The 15,536-nt window shown below is 65.9% G+C and carries 17 protein-coding genes; 12 read left to right on the top strand and 5 right to left on the bottom strand.

All coding sequences use genetic code 11. The features are described 5' to 3' along the window. The first annotated feature begins 58 nt into the window (after window positions 1–58). The 6 genes from N7367_RS04175 (at window position 59) to N7367_RS04150 (ending at window position 5,095) form a co-directional block, all read left to right on the top strand. Window positions 59–976, top strand: a complete 918-nt coding sequence (locus tag N7367_RS04175; RefSeq protein ID WP_197572116.1) for a lytic transglycosylase domain-containing protein — start codon at window positions 59–61, stop codon at window positions 974–976. Between the two features lie 189 nt (window positions 977–1,165). After that, window positions 1,166–1,786, top strand: a complete 621-nt coding sequence (gene petA, locus N7367_RS04170; RefSeq protein ID WP_053516597.1) for a ubiquinol-cytochrome c reductase iron-sulfur subunit — start codon at window positions 1,166–1,168, stop codon at window positions 1,784–1,786. Next, entirely contained in the window at window positions 1,786–3,045 is a 1,260-nt protein-coding gene (locus N7367_RS04165; protein ID WP_053516598.1) for a cytochrome bc complex cytochrome b subunit, read from the top strand. The genes petA and N7367_RS04165 overlap by 1 nt, the downstream gene beginning before the upstream one ends. After that, complete coding sequence (locus N7367_RS04160) at window positions 3,038–3,787, top strand: cytochrome c1 (RefSeq protein ID WP_053516600.1); 750 nt, start codon at window positions 3,038–3,040, stop codon at window positions 3,785–3,787. The genes N7367_RS04165 and N7367_RS04160 overlap by 8 nt, the downstream gene beginning before the upstream one ends. A gap of 134 nt (window positions 3,788–3,921) precedes the next feature. Further along, complete coding sequence (locus N7367_RS04155; RefSeq protein ID WP_279941790.1) at window positions 3,922–4,557, top strand: glutathione S-transferase N-terminal domain-containing protein; 636 nt, start codon at window positions 3,922–3,924, stop codon at window positions 4,555–4,557. A gap of 85 nt (window positions 4,558–4,642) precedes the next feature. Next, complete coding sequence (locus tag N7367_RS04150) at window positions 4,643–5,095, top strand: ClpXP protease specificity-enhancing factor (RefSeq protein WP_279941789.1); 453 nt, start codon at window positions 4,643–4,645, stop codon at window positions 5,093–5,095. A 116-nt stretch (window positions 5,096–5,211) separates the two neighbouring features. Here the strand turns inward: N7367_RS04150 and N7367_RS04145 are convergent, their stop codons facing one another. The 4 genes from N7367_RS04145 to N7367_RS04130 all read right to left on the bottom strand — a co-directional run bounded on the left by N7367_RS04145 (window position 5,212) and on the right by N7367_RS04130 (window position 7,903). Beyond that, a complete protein-coding gene (locus N7367_RS04145) occupies window positions 5,212–5,562 on the bottom strand; it encodes a DUF3301 domain-containing protein (RefSeq protein ID WP_053516603.1) in 351 nt (116 codons plus the stop codon). Window positions 5,563–5,630: 68 nt separating this feature from the next. Further along, entirely contained in the window at window positions 5,631–6,617 is a 987-nt protein-coding gene (locus N7367_RS04140; protein ID WP_053516604.1) for a DUF2272 domain-containing protein, read from the bottom strand. A 168-nt stretch (window positions 6,618–6,785) separates the two neighbouring features. Next, on the bottom strand, window positions 6,786–7,637 hold the full coding sequence (gene nadC, locus N7367_RS04135; RefSeq protein WP_279941788.1) for a carboxylating nicotinate-nucleotide diphosphorylase: 852 nt from the start codon (window positions 7,635–7,637) through the stop codon (window positions 6,786–6,788). Next, complete coding sequence (locus N7367_RS04130; RefSeq protein ID WP_005408847.1) at window positions 7,634–7,903, bottom strand: Trm112 family protein; 270 nt, start codon at window positions 7,901–7,903, stop codon at window positions 7,634–7,636. The genes nadC and N7367_RS04130 overlap by 4 nt, the downstream gene beginning before the upstream one ends. A 58-nt stretch (window positions 7,904–7,961) precedes the next feature. Between N7367_RS04130 and purE the strand changes: the two genes are divergently transcribed. The 3 genes from purE (at window position 7,962) to N7367_RS04115 (ending at window position 10,046) form a co-directional block, all read left to right on the top strand. Then, the gene (gene purE / locus N7367_RS04125) at window positions 7,962–8,465 is read left to right on the top strand and encodes a 5-(carboxyamino)imidazole ribonucleotide mutase (protein WP_053516607.1); all 504 of its coding nucleotides are present in this window, start codon (window positions 7,962–7,964) and stop codon (window positions 8,463–8,465) included. After that, a complete protein-coding gene (locus N7367_RS04120) occupies window positions 8,462–9,607 on the top strand; it encodes a 5-(carboxyamino)imidazole ribonucleotide synthase (protein ID WP_193395560.1) in 1,146 nt (381 codons plus the stop codon). The genes purE and N7367_RS04120 overlap by 4 nt, the downstream gene beginning before the upstream one ends. A 97-nt stretch (window positions 9,608–9,704) precedes the next feature. After that, entirely contained in the window at window positions 9,705–10,046 is a 342-nt protein-coding gene (locus N7367_RS04115) for a carboxymuconolactone decarboxylase family protein (RefSeq protein WP_053516609.1), read from the top strand. A gap of 58 nt (window positions 10,047–10,104) precedes the next feature. Here N7367_RS04115 and N7367_RS04110 read toward each other — a convergent pair whose 3' ends face one another. After that, the gene (locus N7367_RS04110; RefSeq protein ID WP_279941787.1) at window positions 10,105–10,683 is read right to left on the bottom strand and encodes a superoxide dismutase; all 579 of its coding nucleotides are present in this window, start codon (window positions 10,681–10,683) and stop codon (window positions 10,105–10,107) included. Window positions 10,684–10,804: 121 nt separating this feature from the next. Between N7367_RS04110 and grxD the strand changes: the two genes are divergently transcribed. The 3 genes from grxD to N7367_RS04095 all read left to right on the top strand — a co-directional run bounded on the left by grxD (window position 10,805) and on the right by N7367_RS04095 (window position 15,366). Continuing rightward, window positions 10,805–11,125, top strand: a complete 321-nt coding sequence (gene grxD, locus N7367_RS04105) for a Grx4 family monothiol glutaredoxin (protein WP_053516610.1) — start codon at window positions 10,805–10,807, stop codon at window positions 11,123–11,125. Then, a complete protein-coding gene (locus N7367_RS04100; RefSeq protein ID WP_279941786.1) occupies window positions 11,122–11,898 on the top strand; it encodes an SDR family NAD(P)-dependent oxidoreductase in 777 nt (258 codons plus the stop codon). Before grxD ends, N7367_RS04100 begins: the two co-directional genes overlap by 4 nt. Window positions 11,899–12,132: 234 nt before the next feature. Continuing rightward, the gene (locus tag N7367_RS04095) at window positions 12,133–15,366 is read left to right on the top strand and encodes a TonB-dependent receptor (RefSeq protein ID WP_074901106.1); all 3,234 of its coding nucleotides are present in this window, start codon (window positions 12,133–12,135) and stop codon (window positions 15,364–15,366) included. Window positions 15,367–15,536: the final 170 nt, after the last annotated feature.

Raw genomic sequence — 15,536 nt, 5'->3', positions numbered from 1 at the left:
GTCACAGGCTGAGCCGCACGGCTTGGCAACGCGGGGCGAAGCTGGGACACTCGCGGCCATGAAGGGGAGACTGGGGACAACGGCGATCATCATCGCTGCGCTGACCGCTGCGCCGGCCAGCGCCGGCACCCTGTACAAGTGCCAGGGGGCAGACGGGGTCACCAGCTATGTGAGCAAGCGTGTGGCCGGTGCCCAATGCAGCACCATCAGCTACAGCCGGGAGGCCGCCCGCCCGGCCCGCCCGGCAGCGACTGTTGCCAGGCCTGTGCCGGCCACCGTGGCCAGCATCGAGCGCAATCCGGTGGCGGTGGCCGCCAGTGCCGCCGTGCCCGTGCCGGCTGCACCGGTGCCTGCTTCGACTCCGGCAGTTGCTGCCGGCACGCCCCGCACCGGGCGCATGGTCAGTGGCCAGGTCTATTCCTATATGAAGGATGGGGTGCGCCACTACACCAGTGCGCGGCCCAGCCAGGTTGCCCACCTGGGGCCGGTGCGCACCATCCGCTACAGCTTCATGGAGCGCTGCTACGCCTGTGGGGCCAACCCGCGCGTGGACTTCGGCACCGTGCGTCTGAACACGACGGCCTTCCAGACCGAGATCGCTTCGGCCGCGCGCGAGTTCGGCGTGGAGGAGGCGGTGGTCCGGGCGATCATCCATGCCGAGTCGGCCTACAATCCGACCGCACTCAGCCGCGCCGGTGCGCAGGGCCTGATGCAGCTGATGCCGCCGACTGCCGCGCGCTTCGGGGTCAGTGATTCCTACGATGCGGGCCAGAACATCCGTGGCGGGGTGCAGTACCTGTCGTGGCTGCTGAAGCGATTCAATGGCAACCTCACCCTGGCCGCCGCCGGTTACAACGCCGGGGAAGGTGCGGTCGACCGCCACGGTGGCGTGCCCCCTTACAGCGAAACCCAGTACTACGTGCGTCGGGTGGGCCAGCTGGCCGAGCGTTACCGCAGTGCCTTGAGTCACCAGTAGTCCGGCCGGTGCCGGTGCCGACTGACGGCCCATCGCCGGCTGCCGGTCGGCACACGGTGCAAAGAGTTGTTGCAATGCGTTGTGTGGCGCGTAACGGTTCCGCTACACTCGCCCATGATTCAATGCGGCTCTGGCCCCCACCAGACCGCTGGCAGCCTCAAAGCTACCTAATCAATATCGGAGTGCCGGATGGCCAACGATGGGGTACACGATCCAGTCAATACCGGACGTCGGCGTTTTCTTACTGCCACCACAGCCGTGGTTGGCGCCGTCGGCGTCGGATTCACCGCAGTTCCTTTCATCAAATCGTGGAACCCCAGTGCCCGCGCGAAGCTCGCGGGAGCACCGGTGGTGGCCGATATCAGTGCCCTGCAGGAAGGCCAGCGCCTGATCGTGGAATGGCGCGGCCAGCCGATCTGGATCGTCAAACGGTCCAAGGCGATCCTCGACGCGCTGCATGGGCTCGACGACCGCCTCAAGGACCCGGAGTCCGGCGAGAAGGACCAGCAGCCCGCCTACGTGCTCAAGCAGAATCCCGAGCTGCGCTCGATCAAGCCCGATGTGTCGGTGCTGGTCGGCCTGTGCACGCATCTGGGCTGCTCGCCGGAGATGGTGGCCGAGATCCGCCCCGAACCGTATGACCCGCAGTGGAAGGGCGGCTACTTCTGCCCCTGCCACAAGTCGCGCTTCGACATGTCCGGCCGCGTCTTCAAGGACGTGCCGGCGCCGATCAACCTGCTGGTGCCACCGCACCACTACCAGGACGACAACACGCTCATCATCGGTGTCGATCCGGAGGGGGCAGCCTGATGGCCAATATCCTGAGCCGTACCGCGACAGGCGTCGCCGACTGGGTCAACGCCCGCGCGCCGGGGCTGATGCCGATCTACCGCAAGCACGTCAGCGAGTACTACGCGCCGAAGAACTTCAACATCTGGTACTACTTCGGTTCACTGGCGCTGCTGGTGCTGGTCAACCAGATCGTCACCGGCATCTTCCTGACGATGCACTACAAGACCAGCGCGGCGGAGGCCTTCGGCTCCATCGAATACATCATGCGTGATGTCGAGTGGGGCTGGCTGATCCGTTACATGCACTCCACCGGTGCATCCCTGTTCTTCATCGTGGTCTACCTGCACATGTTCCGCGGGCTGCTGTATGGCAGTTACCAGAAACCGCGCGAGCTGGTGTGGATCCTGGGCATGCTGATCTACCTGGTGCTGATGGCCGAGGCCTTCATGGGCTACGTGCTGCCGTGGGGCCAGATGTCGTTCTGGGGCGCCAAGGTGATCATCTCGCTGTTCGGCGCGATTCCGGTGATCGGCAATGGCCTGACCGAGTGGATCATGGGCGATTACCTGCCCAGCGATGCCACGCTCAACCGCTTCTTCGCGCTGCACGTGATCGCACTGCCTCTGGTGCTGCTGCTGCTGGTGGTGCTGCACCTGGGCGCGCTGCATGAAGTGGGGTCCAACAACCCGGATGGCGTGGAGATCAAGAAGGGGCCCAAGGGCAACCGCTGGTCGCCCAATGCACCGGCCGATGGCATTCCCTTCCATCCTTACTACACGCTCAAGGATGGCGTCGGCGCCGGCTTCCTGCTGATCATCGCCGCCTTCATCATCTTCTTCGCCCCCGGCTTTGGTGGCCTGTTCCTGGAGCACGACAACTTCACCGAGGCCAACCGGCTGGTGACCCCGGAACACATCAAACCGGTGTGGTACTACACCCCGTACTACGCGATGCTGCGCGTGGTGCCGAACAAGCTCGGTGGCGTGCTGGTGATGTTCTCGGCGATCGCCATCCTGTTCCTGGTGCCCTGGCTGGACAAGGCGCGGGTGAAGTCGGTGCGCTACCGCGGCTGGATCTCGAAGGTGATGCTGGGCATGCTGGCCGTGTGCTTCGTGTGGCTGGGCGTGATCGGCTCCGGTCCGGGTACGGACGTGCACGAGACCTACATCGGGCGGGTGCTGACCTTCCTGTACTTCGCGTTCTTCATCACCATGCCGCTATGGACAAGGCTGGACAAGACCAAGCCGGTACCGGAGAGGGTGACCACGCATGACTGAGCGCTGGATGGTCCGGCTGGCCCTCGCGGCCGCCCTGATGCTGGGCAGTTTCCTGGCCACCGCTGCCGAAGGCGGCACCAAGCTGCTGCAGGCCGGCAACGACCTCGGTGACCGTGCATCGCTGCAGCGCGGCGCGCAGCTGTACATGAACTACTGCTCCAGCTGCCACGCGCTGAAGTACCTGCGCTACTCGCGGATGGCGCAGGACCTGGGGCTGACCGAGGAAGAGGTGATGAACAACCTCAACTTCACCGGTGCGGCAATCGGCGATCCGGTGCCGGTGGCGATGCCCAAGGAGCAGGCCGAGAAGTGGTTCGGCAAGATGCCGCCGGACCTGAGCCTGATCTCGCGTGTGCGGGGCAGCGACTGGGTCTACACCTACCTCAAGTCGTTCTATCTCGACAGCAGCCGCCCGCTGGGCTGGAACAACGCGTTGTTCGCCAACGCCTCCATGCCCAACCCGCTCTGGGAAATGCAGGGCCTGCAGCATGCCGTGCACGGCAAGGCCGAAGGGCCAGGCATGGACCCGCCGGTGACCGGGCTGCGCATCGACAGCCCCGGCTCGGTTGATGCCGGCCAGTACGACCAGGCCGTGCGGGACATCACCAACTTCCTCGAATACGCCGGCGAACCGGCTGCGCTCAAGCGGCAGCAGCTGGGCGTGTGGGTGATCCTGTTCCTGGCCCTGTTGACCTTCCTGGTGTACCTGCTGAAGAAGGAATACTGGAAGGACGTTCACTGATTCTGCCGCCGGCCGTTGGCTGGGCCTATTGGCTTTTGTGATGGTCGGTTGCACACTCGGGGAGAAGTCGACCGCCGGCACGGTGCTGGCGGCGCCGATGCGGCAGGCGGTCTCCTGTCGTAGGAGAGCCTTTGATGGCGGCGAGCGTACGCATGCGCAATACACTGACGCTGTTTTCCTCGAACGACGATGTACTGTGCCACCGTGTGCGCCTGGTCCTTGCGGCCAAGGGTGTGACGTTCGATTTCGTTGCGGTCGATCCGCAGAATCCGCCCGAAGACCTGATCGACCTCAATCCGTACCATTCGGTGCCGACCCTGGTCGAGCGCGAACTGGTGCTGTACGCCGCTTCGGTGGTGAGCGAATACCTTGACGAGCGCTATCCGCATCCGCCGCTGATGCCGGTCGATCCGCTGTCACGTGCACGCATCCGCCTGGCGATGCTGCGCATCGAGCACGACTGGGTGCCGCAGGTGCAGGCCATCCAGCTGGGCAACAAGACCCAGGCCGAGGCCGGGCGCAAGCGCTTGAAGGAGTTGCTGACCGCGTCGCTGCCGCTGTTCAAGGCCAGCAAGTTCTTCCTGAACCCGGAAATGAGCCTGGCCGACTGCGCGATGGCGCCGATCATCTGGCGCCTGCAGTCACTGGATGTGGCGTTGCCGAAGGACGGCAAGGCCATCGAGGATTACGGCAACCGCATCTTCCGCCACCCGGGGTTCGTGCGCAGCCTGACCGAGCAGGAAAAGAAGCTGCGCGACCTGCCCGTCTGAGCCGGCCGCTGCTTTCCCGTCTGCACGCCGACCGGCGTGCAGGCGATCCGCCCCGGTCGGGGCGTCGGGCGCGTACACTTCACGCATGACCGAAGACTTCTTCCACATGACCAGCCACCGCCCGTACCTGCTGCGGGCACTGGTGGAATGGATCAATGACAACCAGCTGACCCCGCACATCCTGGTCGACGCCGGCGTCCCCGGCGTGCAGGTGCCGCCTTCGGCGGTCAAGGATGGCAGAGTGGTGCTCAACATCGCCGAACGCGCGGTAGTGCGCTTGATGATCGACAACGAGATGGTGAGCTTCTCGGCGCGCTTCTCCGGTACCAGCTACCCGGTGCAGGTGCCGATCAGCGCCGTGCTGGCCGTCTACGCCCGCGAGACCGGGCAGGGCATGGCACTGCCGGATGACATTCCGGGTAGTGAACCGGCGTCGGCCGGCGACGAAGTGCTGCATGACGACGACACGCCGCCGGAGGATACGCCGCCGGCAGGACCGCCGCCGAAGGGCCGGCCGAACCTGCGCGTGGTCAAGTAACAGGAGCGTCCAGCGCAGCTTTGCGCCTTGCCGTTCTACAGACCTGGTCGCCGGGCATGGCCCGGCGCTACCGATCCCGGATCAGGAAGATCCACGCCACGCGTGGATGTCCGGGATCAGACATCCTCGGCATCGTCCACATCCGGCCGGATCTGGCTGATCCGCGCCGCGCCCGGGCCGGTGAACGACACCAGCTGATCGCCGCGCAGCACCATCCGGCCCACATGGCGATCGATGCCATCGTAGGAATACTCGAATTTGAAGGTGCGCTCGAAACCGAGCCGGCCATCCTCGCCGCGCGACAGGCGCAGGCCGGTGGCATGCACCGCCTGGTCCAGCCACTGCACATTGGCGGCCCGGCAGGCGTTGCGTCCCAGCTCGACCGCGCGCTCGGCGGCGGAGCGGGCAGCGTTCCAGAAGAAGTAGACGATGGCGCCGGCAATCAGCAACAGCAGCAGGGTGGGCATGGTTCCAAGGCGTCAGGTGTCAATGCGGCAAAGATGGCGGCGAATGCCTGCTGGATCAAGCAGAAGATTCAGTTCATCCGCTGCGGATCACCGGAAGCCGGCTGCACTGCGGGCGCTGTGGTCATCGGTGGCGTTGCCGCTGCCGGTGCCGGTGCGATCAACGGCGCGGTCGCAGTCAGCTGCAGCAGTGCGGCCCAGTCCTGGCGGTTGAAACTGCATTCGTCCTCGCGCCCCGGCGTGCAGCTGGGCTCGATGCCGGTGCTGTCGCGTTCGCGGGCCGCAGGCAACTGGATCAGTCCGGTCCGATCCAGCGGCAGCAGCCGCATCGCCACGGTGTTCATGACGTTGCCGCCTACCAGGTACAAGGTCTGGTCACCGCCGAGATTGGCCGCGACCACCACTTCGCAGTGCGACTTCCAATGGCCGACCGAGCCATTGCCAAGCGCCTGTACCAGTCCGCTGTAGCTGAGCGTGGTGCTGCGGTCGCGCAGGAAGCACAGAAGATCGCCGGGGGCCGGCTTAGCCGTGGCTGGATCGGCCAGCCGGTAAGGCACGCCGGAAGGGCCACCCTGGTAGGCAGCACGGATGTAGTCGATGTGGCGCGGCGAGGTGTTGAAGCCGGGGACACCGGCACGCACCATCACCCAGGAAATGAAGGCAGCCGACCAGGGATTGTCGATCAGGAAGGCACGGCAGTCGCTGTCGGTATAGCGCGAGCCCAGTGGTGCGGCACAACTGCTGGCACCGGCGATGCTGCCCATGGCGTTGAGCGTCCCGCTGTCACGCCAGTAGTGGGAGACGCGCTGCCAGGCAATCAGGCCGTTGTCGGCCAGATGCTCGTTCTCGGCTTCCGTGACGCTGAGGCTGGCGGCGCGGCCATCGCGGTCGATGAAGGGGCGGAACCACAGCCGATGCTCGTTGCATGCCGCGTTGCGGATGGCAATGGCCAAGGGGCTCAGGCCGAAGCGCGGCGGGACATCACAGGCCTCGGCCGCTGCGGCGGACAAGGGCATTGACGCGAGCAGCAGACAGGCAGGCAACAGCATCCGGCGCATGCGCGGCTCCAGTGGGGGATGCGCGCAGCGTCGCAGCGCCGTCGTGAACGCCGGGTGGATCCGTCAATGTCGGCCGGGCATGGCCCGGCGCTCCCCAGTGCATGACGCGTCCGGTAGCGCCGGGCCATGCCCGGCGGGCAACGCGGTTGCGTCAGGCGTTACCGGGCCTCAACCCGGCGGTGGGCCCAGCTTCAGTGACAGATCGATGGCCTGTACATGCTTGGTCAGGCCGCCGATGGAGATGCAGTCCACGCCGTCCTCCGCGATCGAGCGCAGGCCGCCAAGGCCGACGCTGCCGGACACCTCCAGCGGAATGCGGCCGGCGGTGATGCGTACGGCTTCACGGCGCAGGTCGGGGCTGAAATCATCGAGCAGGATGCGCTCGCAGCCGGACTCCAGCGCCTGACGGAGCTGGGTCAGGTCTTCGACCTCGACCACCAGCGGCAACCGTGGCCATTGCCGACGCGCGGCCGCCACCGCAGCGGCCAGCGAACCGGCGGCACGGATATGGTTTTCTTTCAGCATCACCGTGTCGTACAGGCCGAAACGATGGTTTTCCCCGCCTCCGCAGCGCACTGCGTATTTCTGTGCAAGGCGCAGGCCGGGCAGGGTCTTGCGGGTGTCGAGAATGCGCGTGCCGGTGCCGGCCACGGCGGCCACGTAGCGCGCCGTGGTGGTAGCGGTGCCGGACAGGGTCTGCAGGAAGTTCAGCGACGTGCGCTCGGCGCTGACCAGGCTGCGGCTGCGGCCGTGCAGCAGTGCAAGTACCGTACCGGCAGTGACGGACTCGCCTTCGGCGATGCGCCATTCAATGCGCACGTCCGGGTCGAGCGCGCGGTGGGTGGCATCGAACCACGGCCGGCCGGCAATCACCGCATCCTGTTTGCACAGCAGGTAGGCGTTGTCAGTCTGGTCGGGCAGCAGGGCGGCGGTGACGTCGCCGCTGCCCAGATCCTCCGCCAGCGCGCGGGCGACATCGGCGGCGACGACGGCCGCATCCGGCGTCGGCAGCATGCTCATGCGGCCGGGAAGTCAGCGATCTGCGCGGTTGGAATGGCCTCCTCGGCCAGCAGCACCGGGATGCCGTCGTCGACCCGGAACACCTGCTTGCGGTCACGGGTGACCAGGGCCTCGCGCAGCGGCTGTGCCAGCGGGTTGCCGTCGGCCTTGTTCACCGCGCCGGCGGAAATCGCCTTGTTGAGGGCTTCCAGGCCCTTGCCATCCAGCAGGGACAAGGGCTGGCGGGTGTCCGGCGACACCAGCAGGTCGAGCAGCTTGCGATCCATGGTTCTTCGTCTTGCGTGGAAGACGGCTAGAATACGTCTTTAAGGCAGGTGACGGCCAATGACCCCCAATCCGAACGCGCCGCTCGTCGGCATCGTCATGGGTTCCCGCTCCGACTGGGAAACCATGCAGCACGCCGCCCAGAAGCTTGAGGCCCTGGGTGTTCCGTTTGAAGTGAAGGTGGTGTCCGCCCATCGGACGCCGGATGTGTTGTTCAGCTATGCCGAACAGGCGGGCGGACGTGGCCTGCGCGCGATCATCGCCGGCGCCGGCGGTGCCGCGCATCTGCCGGGCATGATCGCGGCCAAGACCGCGGTTCCGGTGCTGGGCGTGCCGGTGCAGTCCAAGGCGCTCAATGGCATGGACTCGCTGCTGTCGATCGTGCAGATGCCGGCCGGCATTCCGGTGGCTACCTTCGCCATCGGCAATGCGGGTGCCTCCAACGCCGCGCTGTTCGCCGCCGCGATGCTGGCCAGCGACCAGCCGGCCATCGGCCAGGCGCTGGATGCCTTCCGCACGCGCCAGACCGAAGATGTAATGGCCCACGACGACCCGCGCCAATGAACCTGACTGTCGGCATCCTCGGCGGCGGCCAGCTGGCCCGCATGATGGTCCTGGCCGGTGCGCCGCTGGGACTGCGCTTCGAACTGTACGATCCGGCGGCGGACGCCTGCAGCGGGCCGCTGGCACCGCTCACCGTCGGTGCCTTCGATGACCGCCAGGCGCTGGCGGACTTCGCCGCCAAAGTCGATGTAGTGACGTTCGACTTCGAGAATGTGCCCGCGGACAGTGCGCAGTGGCTGGCCGAGCGGGTGCCGGTGTATCCGCCGCCCGCAGCGCTGGCTGTAGCGCAGGACCGCCTGAGCGAGAAGACGCTGTTCCAGCAGCTGGGCATTCCGCTGCCGCCGTTCGCCGATATCCGCAGCCGCGAGGAGCTCGCCGCGAAGGCGGCCGCGTTCGGCCTGCCGTGCATCCTCAAGACCCGTCGCCTCGGCTATGACGGCAAGGGCCAGTTCCGGTTGCGCAGCGAAGCTGACATCGACGCTGCCTGGCAGGCCCTGGGCGCCCAGGTCGAGCACACCGGCCTGATCCTGGAGGGCTTTGTGGCTTTCCAGCGCGAGGTCAGCGTGGTGGCCGTGCGCGGCCGTGACGGCGGTTTCCAGGCCTGGCCGGTGACCGGCAACTGGCATGTGGATGGCGTGCTTTCGGCCAGTGTGGCGCCTGCTGTGCTGTCGGCCGCCGAACAGGATGCCGCCATCGGCTATGCCCGACGGCTGGCCGAGCATCTGCAGTACGTGGGCGTGTTCGCTCTGGAGCTGTTCTGCCGCGACGGCGAACTGCTGGCCAACGAGATGGCGCCGCGCGTGCACAACTCCGGCCATTGGACCATCGAAGGCAGCGAGACCTCGCAGTTCGAGAATCATCTTCGCGCCGTGCTGGGCCTGCCGCTGGGCAGTACCCGCATGCTCGGCCACGCCTGCATGCTCAACTGGCTGGGCGAGATGCCGGACCCGGCGCCGGTGCTGGCCCAGGCAGGCGGCCACTGGCACGACTATGGAAAGCAGCCCCGTGAAGGCCGCAAGGTGGGCCACGCCACGCTGCGCGACGACCAGGCCGGCGCACTGGCCACGGCACTGGAACAGGTGGGGGAGGCACTGGGGCGCCAGCTGCAGGTCGCACCGGCGGTGCGGGCGCTGCGCGGTTGACCGCGACGCGGAAGCGCAACGCTGTGACGCGCCGATGCACGCATCGGCGCATCAACCAGGGTGATAGCGTAAGGCTCCTTTCCCCGGAGTCATCGTCATGCTCGACTGGAACGAATACCGCAAGGAACTGAAGGGCCGTATCGGCGAGATCGGCAAGCTCTCGCCGGATACCATCAAGGGTTACGCCACTCTGGCCAATGCCGGTGCCCAGACCCACCATCTCGATGCAAAAACCCGCGAACTGATCGCGCTGGCGGTCGCCGTGACCACCCGTTGCGACGGCTGCATCACGGTGCACGTCGACGCCGCGCTCAAGCAGGGCGCCAGCCGCGAGGAGATCGCCGAGGCGCTCGGGGTGGCGGTTTCGCTCAACGCGGGCGCGGCACTGGTGTACTCGGCCCGGGTCATGGATGCGGTGGCGGCGCACGAGAGCGCCTGATGCCCGCCGTGTCGCCAGGCATGGCCCGGTGCTGCCGGGCCACGCCCGGCGGATGTTCTCAGCGCAGCCGGCTCTCGGCGAATTCCCAGTTGACCAGCTGCCAGAATGCCTCCAGGTAGCGCGTGCGGTCGTTCTGGTAGTCGGTGTAGTACGCGTGTTCCCACACGTCGCAGCACAGCAGCGGCGTGCTGTCGCCGGTCAGCGGGGTGCCGGCGTTGCGGGTGGCCTGGATGCCAAGCTGGCCGCCCGGATGCTGCACCAGCCACACCCAGCCGGAGCCGAACAGGCCCAGCGCGGTGCGGTTGAACTCCTCGCGCAGGCGCTGCACGTCGCCAAACTGGCGCTTGACCAGCTCGCCCAGCCGTCCCTGCGGCTCACCGCCGCCGCGCGGGCGCAGGCACTGCCAATAGAACCCGTGGTTCCAGGCCTGGGCCGCGGCGTCGAACAGAGCGCCCTGGGCATGGCGGACGATCTCCTCCAGCGAGGCCTCTTCCCATTCGGTACCAAGGATGCCTGCATTGACCGTATCGACGTAGGCACGGTGGTGCCCGCCGTGATGCAGTTCCACGGTCTGCGCGGAAAGATGGGGCTGCAGGGAGCCGGACAGGTAGGGCAGGGCAGGCAGTTCGACGGGCATGGACAGGTTCGTGGCCAGAGGGGCGGCGGCAGCCGGTTCCATCCGCTTACAATGGCGGCTACCTTGGGCAGTCTAGCCGACCATCGCGGTCGGTTTGTCCGGCGAAGCAAGGAGTGTGGTTGTGGCGGTAATGCAGCAAATCCAGGCCGAGGTCGATCGTTACCCGCTCGTGCTGTTCATGAAGGGCACCCCGCAATACCCGACGTGCGGCTTCTCCAGCCGCGCCGTACAGGCGCTGATGGCTGCCGGCGCCGTCTCCCTGCGCACCGTCAACGTGCTGGAGGAGCCGGAAATCCGCGCGAACCTGCCGCGTTTTTCCAACCTGCCGACGTTTCCGCAGCTGTTCATCAACGGGGAGCTGATCGGCGGCTGCGACATCATCATGGAGCTGTTCGAATCCGGCGAGCTCAAGCGCATCGTCGAAGAGGCGACCCTGGGATGAGTGCGCAGCCATCGACGTCACCGACCAACGGGGCGCTCGATGGCCGCCCGTTGCAGGACCGCGTGGTGCTGGTGGCCGGTGCCGGTGGTGGCCTCGGAAGTGCCGCCGCGGTGGCCGCCGCCAGCGCAGGCGCGACCGTGGTCCTGCTGGGGCGGAAGCCGCGCCGGTTGGACCGGGTCTATGCCCAGGTGCAGGCAGCCGGTCCCGAGCCCCTGCTGTATCCGCTGGATCTGGAAGGGGCCGGTCCAGATGACTACGCCGACCTTGCCCAGGCGCTGCAGACGGAGCTGGGGCGACTGGACGGGCTACTTGTCTGCGCCGCCCATTTCCCGGGCTTGACCCCGTTCGAACTGGCCGACCCGGCGAGTTTCGCCCGCGCCGTCCACGTCACCCTGACCGCACCCGCCTGGCTGGCGCAGGCCTGCCTGCCGCTGCTGCGCCAGCGCGAGGATGCGGCGCTGGTGTTCACGGTCGATGCCCCGGAACGGGTGGGGCAGGCCTACTGGGGAGGCTATGGCGCCGCCCAGCATGGCCTGCGCGGCCTGATCGCCAGCCTGCATGATGAGCTGGGCCGCAGTCCGGTCCGGGTCAGCGGCCTGTACCCGGGGCCCCTGCGCACGGCCCTGCGCGCCCGTGCCTACTCGATCGACCAGGACCCGGCTGCGCAGGGGCCCGAGGCCGCCGCCGCCGCGGCCGTGACCCTGCTGTCCAGCGCCGGCTCGGCCTGGCGGGGGCAGATCCTGGATGCAGGCAGCGCACGCCCGGCAGGGTGAAGGGCGACGTAAGGCGGGATGAAGATCCCGTCATGATTGCGTTGCGATCCGGTGCCGTTTGTCGCACAACCGTCACATTGATGGCGTAGCGTGTTAATCTAGTGTTAACCGTTATGGCTGCCTTCAGCCAACACGGTCGGGAACCCCAGATCACTGTCCAGTCGGCCACCCGCAAGGCCGCTTGGATGCGCCTTTTTTTTCCGCCATCGCCAACTCGTATCGAGGCTACCCTAGATGACCCACCCACTCCGGATGTCCAAGCTCACCCTTGGTCTCGTGGCCGCACTTGCTGCCGCTCCCGCCTTCGCCCAGAGCACCTCTGCAGGTGTCGGCGGCCAGGTCGTGTCCGCCGCAGGCCAGCCTGTCGCCGGTGCTGAAGTCACCATCACCCACACCGAGTCGGGCACCGTTTCGCGCGCCACGACCGATGCGTCGGGTCGTTACAACGCGCGCGGCCTGCGCGTGGGTGGTCCGTACACCATCACCATCACCAAGCCGGGTGAAGGCACCAAGACCGAAGAGGGTGTCTACCTGAACCTGAACCAGGTCAACACCGTCAATGCCAACCTGACCGGCGACGTGGCGGCCACCAACCTGGACGCCGTGAACGTTGTCGCCACCGCGGGCGGCCTGGACATCTTCAGCGCCACCAAGATGGGTACCGGCTCGAACGTGACCCGCGAAACGATGGACGCGCTGCCGTCGGCCAACCGCAACATCCAGGACTACATCCGCCTGGACCCGCGCATCTCGCAGGTCAGCAAGGCTGACGGCGCGATCTCGGCTGGCGGTCAGAACACCCGTTACAACGCGATCCGTATCGACGGCATCAGTGCCTCCGATCCGTTCGGCCTGGGCTCCAACAACCTGCCGACCGAGCGTCAGCCGGTGTCGATGGATGCCATCCAGGAGATCAACATCGATCTCGCGAACTACGACACCACCATCGCCGGTGGTACCGGTGCGGTGATCAATGCCGTGACCAAGTCGGGTACCAACGAGTTCCATGGCACTGTCTACGGTTCCTACCGCGACAAGGACATGGTCCGCGAGGAACTGCGTGGCGAGAAGTTCAACGGCTTCGAGGACGAGAAGACCTACGGCATGACCTTCGGCGGCCCGATCGTCAAGGACAAGCTGTTCTTCTTCAGCAACTACGAGAAGTACGAGCGTTCGGCCGCTGGCATCAGCCTGAGCGACACCCCGATCGGCAAGGGCACCATCACCCAGCAGCAGATCACCGACGTCCAGAATTTCCTGGGTGGACTTGGCTATGACCCGGGCAGCCTGACGGCACCGAACAGCAAGACCGAAATCGAAGAGTACGCGGTCAAGCTGGACTGGAACATCAATGAAAACCACCGTGCGGCCCTGCGCTACAACAAGATGGAGCAGAACGTCGTCCGCTTCCCGCAGGTCAGCACCAGTGCGATCTCGCTGAGCAACTTCTGGTACCAGCAGCCGACCGAATACGAAACCTGGATGGGCGAACTGTTCAGCGACTGGTCCGAGAACTTCTCGACCGAGTTCAAGGTCTCGCACAAGGATTACTCGGCCAACCGCGTTCCGCTGGTCGACATGCCGCAGATCCGCATCCGTTCGGGTAACGACTCGCTGTACGTCGGTACCGAGCAGAACACGCACGTCAACATCGTGGAATCGAAGGAACTGAGCGCCTTCGGTGCCGGTACCTGGTACATCGGCGATCACACCGTCAAGTTCGGCTTCGATTACTCGAAGAACGACCTGATGAACTTCTACGGCCGCAACCTCAACGGCGTCTACGAGTTCAACAGCGTCGAGGACTTCCTGAACGGTCGCATCGCGCGCTACCAGCTGCGTGCCCCGCGCGCCGGCGGCAGCCGCAGTGATATCCCGGCAGACTTCACCCTGAAGAACACCGGTGTGTTCGTCCAGGATACCTGGGCGATCAACTACAACCTGAGCCTGATGTTCGGTGTCCGCGTCGACATGCCTGACTTCAGCAGCCAGCGCCTGTACAACCCGCGCATCGAGCAGCTGTACGGCTTCAACAACACCCAGCTGGTCGACAAGAACCTGGTGCAGCCGCGCGTCGGCTTCAACTACACCTTCGACAGCGAGCGCCCGACCCAGCTGCGTGGTGGCGTGGGCCTGTTCGGCGGCGCTGCCCCGAACGTGTGGCTGGCGGGTGCCTACCAGAACACCGGCCTGAACTACATCGAGTACGATGAGCGCAACCTGACCAGCGGCTTCACCCCGGACGGCAACAATCCGTACATTCCGGCGGGTGGCCCCGCAGCTGCGCGCCAGAACGTCGATATCATCGCCCCGGGCACCCGCCTGCCGTCGGTGTGGAAGGCCAACCTGGCGTTCGACCATGAGCTGCCGTGGTACGGCATCGTGGCGTCGGCCGAAGTCCTGATGACCAAGGTCAAGGACGGCATCTACTTCGACCGTCTCGACGTTTCGGCGCCGACCGCTTACGGCCAGGACGGTCGTGCGATCTACTGGGATGCGAATGGCCGTAATCCGGCGAACAGCCGCATGTCGGGTGGCACCAACTTCGGCATGACCACCGGCACCAACCGTGCCACCGACCGTGCCAACCGTCCGAGCGACATCGGCGACGTGCTGGTCATGCGCAACACCGACAAGGGGCGTGGTACGCAGGCTACCTTCTCGCTGGCCAAGCCGCTGACCGAGAACTGGGGCTGGTCGCTGGGTTACACCTATACCAAGTCCAAGGAAGTCAGCCCGCTGACCAGCTCGCAGAACACCTCGAACTGGAACAACACGCTGATCTTCAACGCCAACGAAGACGTGGCCTACGACTCGCGTTACGCTATCAAGGACCGCATCACCGGCACCCTGGAGTGGAAGCACAACTTCTTCGGTGACAACGCCACCCGCGTCGGCCTGTTCTACGAAGGTCGTTCGGGCCGTCCGTACAGCTACATCTTCTACAACGATGCCAACGGCGACGGTGCTACCACCAACGATCTGTTCTATGTGCCGAGCGGCCCGGGTGACGTGCTGTTCGGTTCGGTGGTCGGTGGTCGCTTCGTGCAGAGCGCGCAGATGGAGCAGGACTTCTTCAACTGGCTGGCGCAGAATCCGGAGCTCGATGCCTACCGTGGCAGCGTGGTCCCGGCCAACTCGCACCGTGCCAAGTGGATCAACACCTTCGACGTCCGCATCAGCCAGGAGTTCCCGGGCTTCGTGAAGAGCCACAAGGGTGAGATCGCGCTGGACATCATGAATGTCGGCAACCTGCTGAACAAGAAGTGGGGCCTGATCGACGACTACGGCTTCTACGCCACCCGTCGCGTCGCCAACTACGCGGGTATCGACCCGGCGACCGGCAAGTACGTGTACTCGTTCACCGGTTCCACCGACAACCCCGCGATCCAGGAAAACAACAACGACAAGGGCAACACTGCCGTGTCGCGCTGGTCGATGCAGCTGACCCTGAAGTACAAGTTCTGATCCGTCGGAACATCACGCAGTAGACGGAAACGGCCGGGGCAACCCGGCCGTTTCCCGTTCGGGTGAAAGTTCTTGCAGTGGCCACGACATCGGCGTAGCATCCGGGTTCGTGCGCGGCGCCGATGCCGCAGATGCGGTCCCGGAATGGCGAACGCGGTCAGCACACATCC

The sequence above is a fragment of the Stenotrophomonas sp. GD04145 genome, from assembly GCF_029835135.1.
Lineage (GTDB): Bacteria > Pseudomonadota > Gammaproteobacteria > Xanthomonadales > Xanthomonadaceae > Stenotrophomonas > Stenotrophomonas maltophilia_P.
The sequence above is the reverse complement of the archived record's forward strand: the minus strand, read 5'-3'. Positions and strand labels throughout refer to the sequence as shown.